10 protein-coding genes are annotated in these 14925 nt (G+C 36.6%); all 10 read right to left on the bottom strand.

The features are described 5' to 3' along the window. Positions 1–686: 686 nt before the first annotated feature. The 10 genes from A33S_RS0101200 to pfkA all read right to left on the bottom strand — a co-directional run bounded on the left by A33S_RS0101200 (position 687) and on the right by pfkA (position 14563). A complete protein-coding gene (locus A33S_RS0101200) occupies positions 687–1688 on the bottom strand; it encodes a glyceraldehyde-3-phosphate dehydrogenase (RefSeq protein WP_009381904.1) in 1002 nt (333 codons plus the stop codon). A 251-nt stretch (positions 1689–1939) separates the two neighbouring features. Further along, positions 1940–2557 carry a dephospho-CoA kinase gene (gene coaE / locus A33S_RS0101195; protein WP_017176464.1) on the bottom strand — a complete coding sequence of 206 codons (618 nt, stop codon included), beginning with the start codon at positions 2555–2557 and terminating at the stop codon, positions 1940–1942. A gap of 16 nt (positions 2558–2573) precedes the next feature. Beyond that, complete coding sequence (mutM, locus tag A33S_RS0101190) at positions 2574–3446, bottom strand: bifunctional DNA-formamidopyrimidine glycosylase/DNA-(apurinic or apyrimidinic site) lyase (RefSeq protein WP_009381906.1); 873 nt, start codon at positions 3444–3446, stop codon at positions 2574–2576. A 14-nt stretch (positions 3447–3460) separates the two neighbouring features. Then, entirely contained in the window at positions 3461–6091 is a 2631-nt protein-coding gene (gene polA, locus A33S_RS0101185) for a DNA polymerase I (RefSeq protein WP_009381908.1), read from the bottom strand. Positions 6092–6340: 249 nt separating this feature from the next. Further along, positions 6341–8041, bottom strand: a complete 1701-nt coding sequence (pnpS, locus tag A33S_RS0101180; protein WP_017176463.1) for a two-component system histidine kinase PnpS — start codon at positions 8039–8041, stop codon at positions 6341–6343. Then, positions 8034–8747 (bottom strand): response regulator transcription factor, encoded by a 714-nt coding sequence (locus A33S_RS0101175; protein WP_017176462.1) that lies wholly within the window; start codon positions 8745–8747, stop codon positions 8034–8036. Before A33S_RS0101175 ends, pnpS begins: the two co-directional genes overlap by 8 nt. 269 nt (positions 8748–9016) lie before the next feature. Further along, a complete protein-coding gene (gene icd, locus A33S_RS0101170) occupies positions 9017–10282 on the bottom strand; it encodes an NADP-dependent isocitrate dehydrogenase (protein WP_017176461.1) in 1266 nt (421 codons plus the stop codon). A 52-nt stretch (positions 10283–10334) separates the two neighbouring features. Then, positions 10335–11453 (bottom strand): citrate synthase, encoded by a 1119-nt coding sequence (locus A33S_RS0101165; RefSeq protein WP_009381914.1) that lies wholly within the window; start codon positions 11451–11453, stop codon positions 10335–10337. Between the two features lie 356 nt (positions 11454–11809). After that, positions 11810–13570: a pyruvate kinase gene (pyk, locus tag A33S_RS0101160; RefSeq protein WP_009381915.1), complete on the bottom strand. Its 1761-nt coding sequence runs from the start codon at positions 13568–13570 to the stop codon at positions 11810–11812. Positions 13571–13594: 24 nt separating this feature from the next. Further along, a complete protein-coding gene (gene pfkA, locus A33S_RS0101155; RefSeq protein ID WP_009381916.1) occupies positions 13595–14563 on the bottom strand; it encodes a 6-phosphofructokinase in 969 nt (322 codons plus the stop codon). Positions 14564–14925 lie beyond the last annotated feature (362 nt).

Here is a 14925-nt window from a genome sequence, read left to right as displayed (position 1 = left end):
AATGTAACATGGACGCCTTGTTACAAAGATCAACTCAAACAATGTAACATGGGCGCCTTGTTACAAAGATCAACTCAAACAATGTAACATGGACGCCTTGTTACAAAGACTCAATCAAACAATGTAATATGGGCGCCTTGTTACAAAAACTCAATTAAACAATGTAACATGGGCGCCTTGTTACATAGACTCAATCAAACAATGTAACATGGGCGCCTTGTTACATAGACTCAATCAAACAATGTAACATGGACGCCTTGATACAAAGACCGACTTAAACAATGTAACATGGGCGCCTTGTTACATAGACTTACTCAAACAATGTAACATGGGCGCCTTGTTACAAAGACTTAATCAAACAATGTAATAAGGGCGCCTTGTTACAAAGACACGATCAAACAATGTAATATGGACGCCTTGTTACAAAGATCAACTCAAACAATGTAACATGGGCGCCTTGTCAAACAGACCTTCACAAACTGCGGAGCAACATATGAGTTACACTAAAGAATTTCAAACAATCGTATAACGCCCCCGTACCACTAACTAACTAAACCCAATTCACCCACACTACAGCCCCGCCGTTAGCCCCCATTTTCAAAAAAGGCATAAAAAAACAACCTTAGGCACTAATGCACCTAAGGTTGATTGCAATATCCATATTAAGATTTTATCTTAGTTTCAGATTATTTTAAAGAATTTGCAATTAACTCAGCAACTTCTACAACGCGGTTTGAATAACCCCATTCGTTGTCGTACCAAGCTAATACTTTAACTTTATTGTCGCCCATAACGATTGTAGATTGAGCATCAACAATACTTGAATGTGGGTTTGTATTGAAATCAACTGATACTAAAGGTTCTTCAGTGATGTCAACTACACCTTTATATTCACTGTTTTCGAATGCTTTATTAACTTCTTCAACAGTTACATCTTTCTTAAGGTCAACCACTAAGTCAACGAGAGATACGTTTTTAGTTGGTACACGTAAAGCCATACCGTGTAATTTACCTTCAACTTCCGGTAATACTAATGCTAATGCTTTAGCAGCACCTGTTGAAGTTGGAATGATACTTTCATTACAAGCTCTCGCACGACGTAAGTCTTTATGAGGATTGTCTAAGTTCTTTTGATCGTTTGTAATCGCGTGAACTGTAGTCATAAGACCATTTTCGATACCGAATTCGTCATTTAAGATTTTAGCTACTGGCGCTAAGCAGTTTGTTGTACATGAAGCGTTACTGAATACGTCATATTTTTCAACGTCTAAGTCTTTGTCGTTAACACCTTTAACGATCGTTTGAACGTCGCCGCCTTTAGATGGCGCAGTTAATAATACTTTTTTCGCACCAGCTTTAACGTGTGCACTTGCTTTATCACCATGGTTGAAAGCACCTGTTGCTTCAATTACAATATCAACATTTAATGATTCCCATGGTAAGTTTTCAGGATTACGATCAGAAGTTAATTTAATCTCTTGACCATCGATTTCAATGTTGTCACCTTTTACTTTAACATCTTTTTCGTATAATCCGTGAGTAGTATCGTATTTAACTAAGTGTGCGATTGTTTCTGGTGGATAGCTCGCGTTGATTGCTACCACATTTAAGTCATCGCTATTCATAGCAATACGTAATACCATTCTTCCGATTCTTCCTAATCCATTAATTGCAATATTTGTTGCCATTTTCAAAAAGCACCCCTCGAAATTGTGTTATACTTTATAATCAAAAGTATAGCACAATTATGAGAAATTGAAACCGTTTTCCTAATAATTTATGAATTAAATTGAAAGTATTGATATATTAATGCTTTAAATGATTAAAACCGTTAATTATCTTGTAATTTTATACTGTTAATCACCGTCACCCTCCCTTGAAAAGCCCTTTATAATCCTATAAAAAAACTGAGATGACATTCATCCCAGTTTTAAATAAATTATTCAGTTTCATTTTGTTCTTCTAAATAGCCTTTTTCCTTCAACACAGCTTCTAAGTTTTGTTTCAGTTCAAGTAATGAACCTAAGTTTTCAATCACAACGTCCGCCATACGGCTCTTCTTATCAATTGAAATTTGACTATACACACGTGCTTTCGCATCTTCCATCGAAAGATCGTTACGCTGCATTAAACGGTCAACTTGAATACTTTCAGAAGCGTATACAAGCCACGTTTCATCGACTGTGTCTTCTAAGCCATTTTCAAAGAGTAACGGAATATCCATCACAACATCGTGACCTTGCTCGAGTAAAGCATCCTTATCATCATCCATAATTTCACGAACAATTGGATGAATAATTTGATTAAGTTGCAGGCGTTTCGCGTCATCCGTAAACACAATGTTACCTACATATTGACGGTCCATTTCTCCTTGATCATTAATAGCTTCATCACCAAACACTTCACGGACTTGCTCAAGGCCTTTACTACCCTTCTCAACGGCTTTACGTGAAGCAATGTCAGCATCTACAATTTTAAACCCATGTATTTCAAGTAACTCAGCGACTGTAGATTTACCTGTCGCAATACCTCCTGTTAACCCTATAACCTTTGGCATAGTTTCCCTCTTTCCTCTAATTTTGGCAGTTTGGACAATAGTGCGTATTACGCTTGCCAATAATTTCTCTACGAATTGGTGTTCTACAAACCGGACACGTGTGCTTTTTATAAACTTGAAGGCGATCTTGCATCGTACCTTCATTACCGTCTGCATGACGATAGTTCGTCACACTCGTGCCACCGTATTTTATACCTAATTTAAGCACATCAACAATTTCTTGAAAGACGCACGTTTTATCATCATCAGATAATTGCTTAACTTTAGTAGCAGGATGCAGCTTCGCATTAAATAACGCTTCACATGCATAGATATTGCCACAACCCGATATAACACGATGATCGAGAATCACCTGCTTAATCGGTTTAGATTGAACAGATTTTTGATTTAACTTATGCATAAAGTGTGCATATGCCGAATCATCAAACGGTTCCGGCGCGATTTCCTTAAGCGACGGATATCCGTCATACGTCCCAATGTTACGTAACTCCCCGAATCGTCTAATATCAGAGAACACAAGCAACATATCATTATCAAGTTTAAATGCCACATGCCAATGTTTACGGTAGTTCTCAACCGGAATGTCCTCAATGTTGTTAACAATAAAGAATCCACCTGCCATACCTAAGTGGCCTACAATTATACGCTTATTCGAATCTTTTCTCAAATGAAATAGAATATATTTGCTACGTCTTTCAATTTTTTCAATTGTATAAGATATCGCATATTTTGAAAAGTCCTCTAAAGTATTTCCCTTGATGATCGTCTGACGACCCTCTTTCTTTCCTTGAAATACTTGTACAGAGTAATAAATATCTATAATTGTTTGACCTTCCGCAAAAGGTGTAATGCCTTTTTTGACATGTTCAACTTCTGGTAATTCTGGCATAGTCGTCCTTCTTTCTATTTAGCATCGTACCATGTAGGTCCATAATTCGCATCGACTTGTAATGGTACATCTAAGTCGATCGCATTTTCCATGATGTCTTTTACAAAGCGGCTAAACGCTTCAATCTCATCTTTAGGCACCTCAAAGATCAGCTCATCGTGCACTTGTAAAAGCAATTTCGCATTAAAGTCTGTGTCTTTGACCGCTTCTTTAAAATGAACCATCGCAAGTTTAATAATATCAGCTGCACTACCTTGGATAGGTGTGTTCATCGCAGTACGCTCAGCGAAACTACGACGATTGAAATTACGGCTCGTGATATCTGGAATATAGCGACGTCTGTTATACAATGTCTCAACGAATCCATCTTGTTTCGCATCTTGAATGATGTCATCCATATATTGTTTTACCCCTGGAAAATGACCAAGATATTCATCAATAAATGCTTTTGCTTGTTTACGCGGAATACCAAGACTTTGGCTTAAACCATAATCACTTATACCGTAAACAATCCCAAAGTTAACTGCTTTAGCTTGTCGACGCATATTTGATGTTACGTCATCTGCTTTCACATCAAATACCTTCATCGCAGTCGTCGTATGAATGTCCTCGCTTTCAATAAAGGCTTTAGATAAAGTTTCATCACCAGTGATATGCGCAAGTACGCGTAACTCGATTTGAGAATAATCGGCCGCAAAGATCACATAATCCTTATCGGTTGATTTGAACGCTTTACGGATTTTACGCCCTTCTTCTAAACGAATTGGGATATTTTGTAAGTTAGGATCAATAGACGATAAACGACCTGTTTGCGCTAACGTTTGATTGAAGCGTGTGTGAATGCGATTATCTTCAGCAATCACTTTCTGTAAGCCTTCAACATATGTCGATTGTAGTTTCGCAAGCTGACGATATTCTAGAATATCATCAATGATCTTATGTTTACCTTGTAATTGTTCCAGTACGTCTACTGCTGTTGAATAACCTGTTTTAGTCTTCTTAATAACTGGTAGTTCAAGCTTTTCAAATAAGATAACTCCAAGTTGCTTAGGTGAATTAATATTAAAGTCTTCACCAGCAGCTTCATGAATACGCTCAATGAGAACGTCTAGTTTTTCTTGAAGTTCTTTCTCCATTGTTTTAAGTTCATTTACATCCGTGTAGATACCTATTTCTTCCATCTCACTTAAAATTTTCGCAAGCGGTAATTCAAGCTCTTTTAACAGTTCTAATTGCTTATAAGCTTCAAGTTTCTTCGTTAATTCAGGTTCGAGGTCGTGCGTGGCTTTTAAAATAGTGGCCACATAATCATCAAGCACGTTGCTTTCAGGAACCTGGCGTTTCTTACCTTTACCATAAATCGCTTCTTGAGATTTCACATAACCGATATTGAACTGAGATACCGCGGATTGAACGTCCTCAATCGTGTGCGACGGGTCTAGAATGTAACTCGCAAGCATGAGGTCGAACGTGATGTGCGCGATTTCAAGATTTAAACGGTGGCTCGCCACATACGTTTTCTTCGCATCAAATACAACTTTCTTCGTTTTATGAGAAGCTAAGAAAGTTTTTAAATCTTCATGATTCTGAACCTGATCAGCGTCTACCACAACGAAATGTTCGCCGTCTGAAATACCAAACTTGAGGATGTCATCCTTTAAATAATTGAAGCCGTCGAGTTCGAAGTGAATCGTCGCTTGATCAAGGTGCTTAAAGTCAATTTGACTTAAATCGTTTGAGACGTCGATTTCAACTTCAGTCACTTCTTCGGACACGTCTTCATCTGACATTTGGTTGAGTAATTGTTTAAATTCAAGCTCTTTAAACAATTTAATCTTGTCGTCTTCTTTAATTGAATCAGGTAACTTCGTTTCATCAAGTTTAACTTCAATCGGGCTATCAACGTTAATCGTCGCGAGTGATTTACTCATTAAGGCATCATCTTTATGATCGATTAACTTTTCCTTCATCTTTTTACCAGAAACGTTATCGATGTTGTCATAAACACCTTCAACCGTTTCATATTGGTTAAGTAATTTAATCGCTGTCTTCTCACCAACACCTGGCACACCTGGAATATTATCTGAAGTGTCACCCATTAAACCTTTCATATCAATAATTTGATGCGGCGTTAAACCGTTATATTTTTCACTAATGAAGTCTGGTGTGTAGTGGTCAACATCTGTTACACCCTTTTTCGTATAGTAAATCGTAGTATGTTCAGAAGCGAGTTGCGTTAAATCGCGGTCACCTGTAATGATGATTGTTTTAAAGCCTTCCTGATCAGCTTGTTTACTCAACGTACCGATAATGTCATCCGCTTCATAATTCTCAAGCTCATAGCGTTTGATTTGATACGTATCGATTAACTTACGAATGTACGGGAATTGCTCGCTTAATTCAGGTGGTGTCTTCTGACGACCGCCTTTATAATCCTTGAATTCCTTGTGACGGAATGTCGTTTTTCCTGCATCAAAAGCTACGAGAAAATGAGTAGGTTGTTCATCTCTTAATATTTTTTCTAAAAGCATCGTAAATCCATACGTTGCGTTCGTATGGATACCTGACTTATTTGTTAGTAGTGGTAAGGCGTAGAACGCTCTAAAACTTAAGCTATTACCATCGATTAATACTAATTTCTTCAAAACTTTTGACCTCCAGACAATGTTTCTTTCATTTTATCATATCTATTTTTATTACCGTATAGAAATCACTTATTTGGCGTTAAATGCTTGAAGTTATTAAGGTTGGACGATTGATTCAATGCCGTGGCGGTTGCTAAACGTAACCACCCCTTTGTTTTAGAAGCCTTTTCAAAAAGAAAAAGGACTGAGACACGTTTGTATCTCAGCCCTAGTTAATTTGTGCTATTTAAATTTCTATTTCAACGTAAATCATTCATAAAACGTAACTCTAAAGAGTGACCCTTTGTCTACTTCGCTTTCTACTTCAATGGTACCGTTAAAGGCTTCGACGATATGCTTCGTGATGGATAAACCAAGTCCAGTACCACCAGAATCACGGCTTCGTGCTTTATCTACACGGTAGAAGCGCTCAAAGATTCTCGGTTTTTCTTCTTCGCCGATACCGATACCTTCATCTTCGACTTCAATGATTTGTTGGTCTTGTAAATCTTTAATGCGAAGCGTTACCTTGCGATCTTCTGGTGAATAATTGACCGCATTCGTCATTAAGTTTACGATAACTTGTGAAATTTTGTTTTCATCAGCATTCGTGTATACATCAGGCTCGATTTCAGTAATTAACGTAATGTCTTTACGATTTGCGAGCGGTTCGATAACTTTCTTCGCTGATGCGGCCACCTGACTTAAATTAATTCGTGTATTTTTAATAGAAGAATTTTGTTCGATTTTAGATAAATCGAGTAAGTCATCGACTAATGATTGAATACGGTTCGATTCTTTTAACATAATCGATAAGAACATATCTAAAGATGCTTCATCATGCTTCGCCCCATCTTGCAACGTTTCCGCAAACCCTTTAATTGACGTGATAGGTGTACGTAACTCATGTGACACGTTAGCTACGAACTCACGACGCATCTTTTCAAGTTTTTGAAGCTTCGTAATATCGTGGAACACCACAACCATACCTTGTAACTTCTTACGATTCTTAGATAAGATGGGTACACAAGCCATATCATAGAAACGTTGATGAATTTTATTTACATACAGCTCGATTTGTTCATAAATCGGTTGCTCCGTTTTAAAAGCCTCGAAGATCACGCGCTTGATATTATTATCAAGTAAATCCGTATAACGTTGGTGTTGAATATTTTCATTTTGATAGAAAATTTCGTAGTATGTCTGGTTCGCGATTACGATTTCACCTTTGTTATCAATCATGAGAATCGCACTTGGTACGTTTTGTAAAGTTGTTTCGAGACGGTTTGTCTGTATCTTTTGATCGCTATTTAAACGTGCAAGTTTTCGCGCAAGTACATTCGTCGTCACAAATAAATCTCTTGTTTCAACAACACTACTTTCAGGCACGCGTACTCTATAATTTCCTTTTGCTAGAAGTTTCGTCGCATACGTCACTTCATTAATAGGACGGATGTAACTGCGGTTAATATACTGAGCAGCGAGTAATAAAGCTACCATCACGATTAAGAAAATAATAAATAAGTATTTCCAAAAGTCGATTTGTAGTTCTTTAATCATGGTTGCTTGATAACTACCGATGACCTTAATCCCATGTGACTCATACCCGTAGAGTATTTCACCTTCTACGCTATCGAGATAATAATGATCTTCAGAACGTGTTAGATCATTAAGGATTGCTTCTTTCTTATCTTTCATTATTTTAGAATAAAGACTATGGTAATCGTATTGTTGCTTACCATCTTCAATTAAGATATCCGCATTGTAATGATCAGCTACTGTTCGTATATCTTTAAAGTCATGTTCTTGATACTTTTCTAACACATGTTTCGCGACTTTTTTATAATTGTCAGTTTGATGTTCTGTCACAATCGAAAAAATCGTATTGTGAACAATGAATCCTAATAAAAGAAAACTTACAACTATAATCGTTGTAAGTATCAACAGTAATTTATGATAAAACTTAATCATTAACTTTAGGACGCTCCAGTTTATATCCTAAGCCTCTTACCGTTTTAATAATTTTAGGTTGCTTTGGATTTTCTTCAAGTTTATCGCGTAAATGACTGATATGTACATCTACAATTCTTGAATCTCCAGCGAATTCATAGTTCCAAACTGAATTTAACATGTGTTCACGCGTAATCACACGACCACGACGTTCAACTAAGTATAATAATAATTCGAACTCTTTAGGTGTAAGTTCGAGTAATTCATCATTGCGATAAACTTCGAAAAAGTCAGGTCTAATTTTAATATTACCAATTAAAATATCTTCGTCTTCGTCAGTTGATTTAACGCTTTCAACTTGACTCGCACGTCTTAAAATGGCTTTTACACGAGCGACAACTTCCCTAGGAGAAAATGGCTTAGTCATATAATCGTCTGCACCAAGTTCTAAGCCAAGTACACGATCAAATTCATCGTCCTTTGCAGTAAGCATCAGTATAGGCACTTGATTTTTCTCAGAGCGAATCGTTTTACAAACTTCTATACCGTCCTTTTTGGGTAACATGACATCAAGCACAATTAAGTCAGGTTTAGTATCATTTGCTTTTTCGAGCGCTTCTTCACCATCATTCGCAATTTCAACATGATAGCCTGCTTGTTCTAAATTGTATTTTAATAATGTTACGATTGACTGTTCATCATCAACTACAAGTACCTTCTGGGACATGAACAATACCTCCTATGTATGTTTGCCTTAATTATAACGTAAAACATATAAAAAATAACATGGAATTAAGTAACTTTACAAAACCTTAATATTTAATTCATATTATATACAAAATACTCTGTTACTTAAACGATTTCGATGTGAATATATGATTTAAGAAATTGTAATTTCATTTATAAAGTTTACATTGCCTCAAAAAAGGACACTCAAACTTCTAGCTTTAAGTTCAAGTGTCCTTGTCGCATTTACGCATTTCGTAAAGCGTTATATTATAGGTTTTTGATTAATTCATCAGCGAATTCAGATGTTTTAACTTCAGTTGCACCTTCCATTAAACGAGCGAAGTCGTAAGTTACAACTTTAGAAGCGATTGTTTTTTCAATTGAAGCAGTGATTAAGTCAGAAGCTTCTTGCCAACCTAAGTGTTCTAACATTAATGTACCACTTAATAATACTGATGATGGGTTAACTTTGTCCATGCCAGTATATTTAGGTGCAGTACCATGTGTTGCTTCAAAGATAGCGTGACCAGTTTCATAGTTAATATTAGCACCTGGTGCGATACCAATACCGCCAACTTGTGCAGCTAATGCATCTGAAATGTAGTCACCATTTAAGTTCATTGTAGCAGCTACATCGTACTCAGCTGGGCGAGTTAAGATTTGTTGTAAGAAGATATCAGCGATAGAGTCTTTGATAATGATTTTACCTTCTTCTACAGCTTTATCTTGAGCTTCGTTCGCTTTGTCTTTACCTTCTTCTTCTACGATCTTATCGTATTGTTGCCAAGTAAATACTTTATCACCAAATTCACGTTCTGCTAAATCGTAACCCCATTGTTTAAAAGCACCTTCAGTGAATTTCATGATGTTACCTTTATGAACTAAAGTAACTGATTTGCGGTTATTTTCAAGCGCATATTCAATTGCTGCTCTGATTAAACGTTCTGAACCTTCTTTAGATACTGGTTTAACGCCGATACCTGAAGTTTCAGGAAAACGGATATTAGTAGCACCCATTTCATCTTGTAAGAAGTCAATCACTTTTTTAGCTTCAGGAGTACCTTCTTTATATTCGATACCAGCATAGATATCTTCAGTGTTCTCACGGAAGATAACCATATCTGTATCTTCTGGGCGTTTTACAGGTGATGGAACACCTTTAAACCAGCGTACTGGACGTAAGCAAGTAAATAAATCTAATTCTTGTCTTAATGCTACGTTTAATGAACGAATACCGCCACCGATTGGTGTAGTTAATGGTCCTTTAATCGCGATTAAATATTCTTTAATAGCGTCTAAAGTTTCTTGTGGTAACCATTCACCAGTTTCGTCATAAGCTTTTTGACCTGCTAAGATTTCTTTCCACTCAATACGTTTTTCACCGTTGTAAGCTTTCTCAACAGCAGCATCAATAACTCTGCTCGCAGCATTCCAAATATCTGGTCCGATACCGTCACCAATGATATAAGGGATGATTGGTTCGTTTGGTACTTGTAATTCGTTATTTGATTTTACTACTTTTTCTGCAGTCATACTTTGCTACCTCCAATAATTTTTAAAAGTTCATTTATCTAAAGTATAAAGATTATCTTTCTTCGATTGCAACATATTTACGGTCTTTTTGACCGATGTATGTCGCACGTGGACGCATAATTCTGTTGTCACGATATTGTTCTAAGATGTGTGCAATCCAACCTGCTGAACGACTTACAGCAAAGATTGGTGTGAATAAATCGTGTTCGATACCCATGCTGTGGTATACTGTCGCACTATAGAAGTCAACGTTAGGTAATAAACCTTTTTCTTTTTCCATGATGTCCGCAATCTTAATAGAGATTTCAAACAGTTCTTTTTGACCTGTTTCATCAGTGATTTTACGACTCATGTCTTTTAGGTACTTCGCACGAGGGTCGCCGTTTTTATATACACGGTGACCGAAGCCCATAATTTTATCTTTATTATTAAATTTCTCTTCAAGGTAAGCTTCTACTTTAGATTCTTCACCAATTTCAGTTAACATGCGCATAACGCGTTCGTTCGCACCACCGTGTAAAGGTCCTTTTAAAGAACCAACAGCAGCTGTGATACCAGAATAAATATCTGATAATGATGAAACCGCACAACGCGCAGTAAATGCTGATGCGTTTAATTCGTGGTCAGCGTGTAAGATTAATGCTTTGTTGAAACCTTCAACTTCAACGTCTGTAGGTTTTTCACCACGTAACATATATAAGAAGTTAGCAGCATAGTTTAAGCTACGGTCAGGTTTAACTGGCGCTTTACCTTCACGTACACGAGCAAATGCTGTCACAAGTGACGCAATTTTAGCTTGGATTCTAATAGCACGTTCTAATGTTGAATCCATGTCATCTTCATCAGCACCTGGATCGAAGTGTGCTAAGTATGAAACTGAAGTACGTAATGCAGTCATAGGGTGTACTTTATCTGTTGCATATTCTTCGAAGTGCTCATACATTCTTGGATTTAAAGTCATATGTTCATATAACTTGTCTTTAAGTGATTCTAATTGTTCTTTATTAGGAAGCTCGTAATTCCACAGTAAGTAAATGATTTCTTCAAACTGAGCATTCTCTGCTAAGTCATCGATATCATAACCAGCATACGTTAACTGATTGTCGATAATTGAACTAATCTTAGTTTCTGCAGCAATTACGCCTTCTAAACCTCTTTTTAATTCTGCCATAGATATTTCCCCTTTTCCTTAAAATCCAACTATTTATAATGGCTTTCAATTTATATTATAGCCAATAATCCTAAATTTGTGAACATTTTAAGAACATTGATTATTTTGACGTCTATCAGAAATGACGTGCAATTCATTTTTATTTTTATAAAAAACGTCGTAGTTATAGGCTATACAACCTTATGTTTACCCTAATCTCGAGCGCATAGTCGCGTTTTGGTCATATTTCTATTTAATTATCATTAATAATAACTTTTTAAAAATCTTTATACATTTTTTCTATGAATGCTTTAAAGGGCTTTTCACACAATAAAAAAAGACAAACCACAAAGCGTGGTTTGTCAAAAATGTATCGTTTATAGAACGTTTGCGTAGCCTTCGAATACTTTACCTTGATTGGCATCAACTGTAATTAAAGCACCATCTTCAATTACGTTAAGTACATCATCGACACCTACGATTGTAGGAATATGATGTTCTAAACCAATGATTGCACTTGGTGAAGTTAAGCCACCTTCTTCAGTAACTAAACCAATCGCTTGGCTAATGTAAGGCGCAAATGAAGCATCTGTTGATTGTGTCACGATGATAGAATCTGATAAGTCTTCGCCTTCTAATTCTTTCGCATCTTTAACTAATCTTGCGTGACCAACTACTGAATTGCGACCGATACCTTGACCAGTTGCTAATTCGTCACCGACTAAGTGAAGTTTCATAAGGTTTGTGGTACCTGTTTCACCAGTTGGCACACCAGCTGTAATAATGATTAAGTCCCCGTTCTTAACGCGTCCAGTATCCACTGCAGTTGCTACTGCTTTGTTAAGAAGTTCGTCAGTAGAAGGACGGCCAGATCTAACGACAGGGTTAATACCCCAAACTAGTGTACATTGGCGAGCAGTTGTATCTCTTGGCGTAACCGCGATAATATCTGATTTCGGACGGTATTTAGAGATAATACGTGCAGTAGAACCACTTTCAGTTGCAGCAACAATAGCTTTAACATTTAAGTTTAAAGCAGTGTGGGCTACAGATTCACCAATAGCATTAACTAGAGACGTCATCGATAACTTCGTACGGTCATTTAAAATCTTGTCATAGTCTTGCGCATCTTCAGCTGCTAATGCAATATTACGCATTGCTTCAACAGCTTCTACAGGGTAATCCCCAGCTGCTGTTTCACCTGATAACATAACAGCATCTGTACCATCATAAATCGCGTTCGCTACGTCACTTGCTTCAGCACGCGTCGCTCTAGGATTACGTTGCATTGAATCAAGCATTTGAGTAGCTGTGATAACTGGTTTACCTAGCTTGTTACACTTACGGATTAAGTCCTTTTGAACCATTGGTACGCGTTCAGGTGGGATTTCAACACCCATGTCACCACGTGCTACCATTAACCCATCAGATACTTGTAAGATAGACTCAATGTTATCAATACCTTCTTGGTTTTCAATTTTAGGGATAATGCTGATAACTTCATTTTTCTCTTCTTCTAACAATTTACGAATTTCTAAAACATCGCTTGGACGGCGCACGAAGCTTGCTGCGATGAAGTCGATATCTTCTTTGATACCGAAACGAATATCTTCAGCATCTTTGTCAGTAATACCTGGTAAATTCGTTTTAACGCCTGGTAAGTTGACACCTTTTTTATTTTTAAGTTCGCCTGTATTTAAGACATCACATACGGCTTCACCTTTTTCAGCATCTAAAGATTTAACGCGTAGTTCAATTAAACCATCATCTAAAAGAATTAATGAATCATCATGCAAGTCATTGATTAGATCTGGGTAAGTTACTGAAATCTTTTCAGGTGTACCTTCTACTTCGCTTGTAGAAACGATAATTTCAGAACCTTTTTCTAACACAATTTTACCGTCTTTCATGTTGTGTGTTCTGATTTCAGGACCTTTCGTATCTAGTAAGATACCGATGTTTAGGTCTAATTTTTTAGCGATGCTACGGATGCGATCAATACGTACTTTATGTTCTGCGTGGTCACCATGAGAGAAATTTAAACGGGCAACGTTCATACCAGCTTTCATTAATTTTTCTAACATTTCTTCTGATTCAGATGCAGGTCCAATCGTACATACAATCTTTGTTTTTCTCATTGTTAAAATGCCTCCCTAATTGATTTATATAGATAACTCATCTGTTAATTCATACATATGTTTATCGATATTATCATGAGATGTTTTAAATATTTCATCAAATGAAGTTGCAGTGAGTTGATTATTTTTAATGCCAACCCCTTTAGCTGTTTCACCATTAAGTAATAATTCCACTGCATGTCCACCCATTCTCGATGCTAATACACGATCAGCACCTGTAGGACTTCCTCCACGCTGGATATGACCTAATACGGAAATACGAGCATCTACATTAATATATTTCGTTAGCTCTTGCGCACATTCTTCACCTGACATACACCCTTCAGCCACAATGATAATCGAATGTTTTTTACCTCGATCAATACCTTGTTGAATCTTTTCTGCAATTTCTTGAATATCCTTTTGACGTTCCGGAATAATAATAGATTCCGCACCTACTGAGAGTCCTGACCATAATGCCAAGTCACCACAGTCTCGTCCCATTACTTCAATAATAAAGGTTCTTGCATGACTTGATGCTGTGTCTCTAATTTTATCGACAGATTCAATAATCGTATTTAATGCGGTATCAAAACCAATCGTAAAGTCCGTCCCATTAATATCATTGTCAATCGTTCCAGGAATACCGATTGTTTGAATTTCCTTACATTCCTCACTAATACGTTGAGCACCACGGTAACTTCCGTCACCACCAATTACAACTAAACCTTCAATTCCCCTTTTTCTAAGGTTATCAATACCTACTTTTCTAACGTCACGTTCCTTAAATTCCGGACATCTTGCTGAGTATAAGAATGTTCCCCCACGTTGAATCGTGTCTCCAACAGTCCCAAGTTCAAGTTTCTTTATCTCATCATTAATTAAACCTTGATAACCTTGATAAACACCAAACACTTCAATATTGTGAAACATCGCTTTACGTACAACAGCACGTATTGCTGCATTCATACCGGGAGAATCTCCACCGCTCGTTAACACTGCTATTCTTTTCATAACGACATACCTTTCACATTTATATTATTAATTTAAAAATACCACAAATAATAGCGCTATTCCATTAATATCAAGTGTTTATTCAATGTAAACGTTTTAATTTCCGAATGACTTTTAATTGTACAACACATTCATTGTTCACGTGTTAAATAGTATGTCATAATCGCGTTTCATTACTCACAATTCTCTAGGAAAAGCCCCTTAGATATGTTCCCCATTTACAAAAATTCATACGTCTTATCATTAATTTAGCTTTACTATATTATTGAGCTTAATTAACAAATAATGACATAAATTTTAAGAGATCAATTATTTCATTCATCCACTATTAAATCTCCAATTACTTTTACATAATAGTAATT

This window comes from Staphylococcus massiliensis CCUG 55927, from assembly GCF_000298075.1.
Classification (GTDB): Bacteria; Bacillota; Bacilli; order Staphylococcales; family Staphylococcaceae; genus Staphylococcus; species Staphylococcus massiliensis.
This window is presented reverse-complemented; position numbering and strand designations above follow the sequence as displayed.

Coding starts and splice junctions, on each gene's coding strand:
- A33S_RS0101200 (WP_009381904.1), bottom strand. CDS start 1,688: ATGGCAACAAATATTGCAATTAATGGATTAGGAAGAATCGGAAGAATG.
- coaE (WP_017176464.1), bottom strand. CDS start 2,557: ATGCCAAAGGTTATAGGGTTAACAGGAGGTATTGCGACAGGTAAATCT.
- mutM (WP_009381906.1), bottom strand. CDS start 3,446: ATGCCAGAATTACCAGAAGTTGAACATGTCAAAAAAGGCATTACACCT.
- pnpS (WP_017176463.1), bottom strand. CDS start 8,041: ATGATTAAGTTTTATCATAAATTACTGTTGATACTTACAACGATTATA.
- A33S_RS0101175 (WP_017176462.1), bottom strand. CDS start 8,747: ATGTCCCAGAAGGTACTTGTAGTTGATGATGAACAGTCAATCGTAACA.
- icd (WP_017176461.1), bottom strand. CDS start 10,282: ATGACTGCAGAAAAAGTAGTAAAATCAAATAACGAATTACAAGTACCA.
- A33S_RS0101165 (WP_009381914.1), bottom strand. CDS start 11,453: ATGGCAGAATTAAAAAGAGGTTTAGAAGGCGTAATTGCTGCAGAAACT.
- pyk (WP_009381915.1), bottom strand. CDS start 13,570: ATGAGAAAAACAAAGATTGTATGTACGATTGGACCTGCATCTGAATCA.
- pfkA (WP_009381916.1), bottom strand. CDS start 14,563: ATGAAAAGAATAGCAGTGTTAACGAGCGGTGGAGATTCTCCCGGTATG.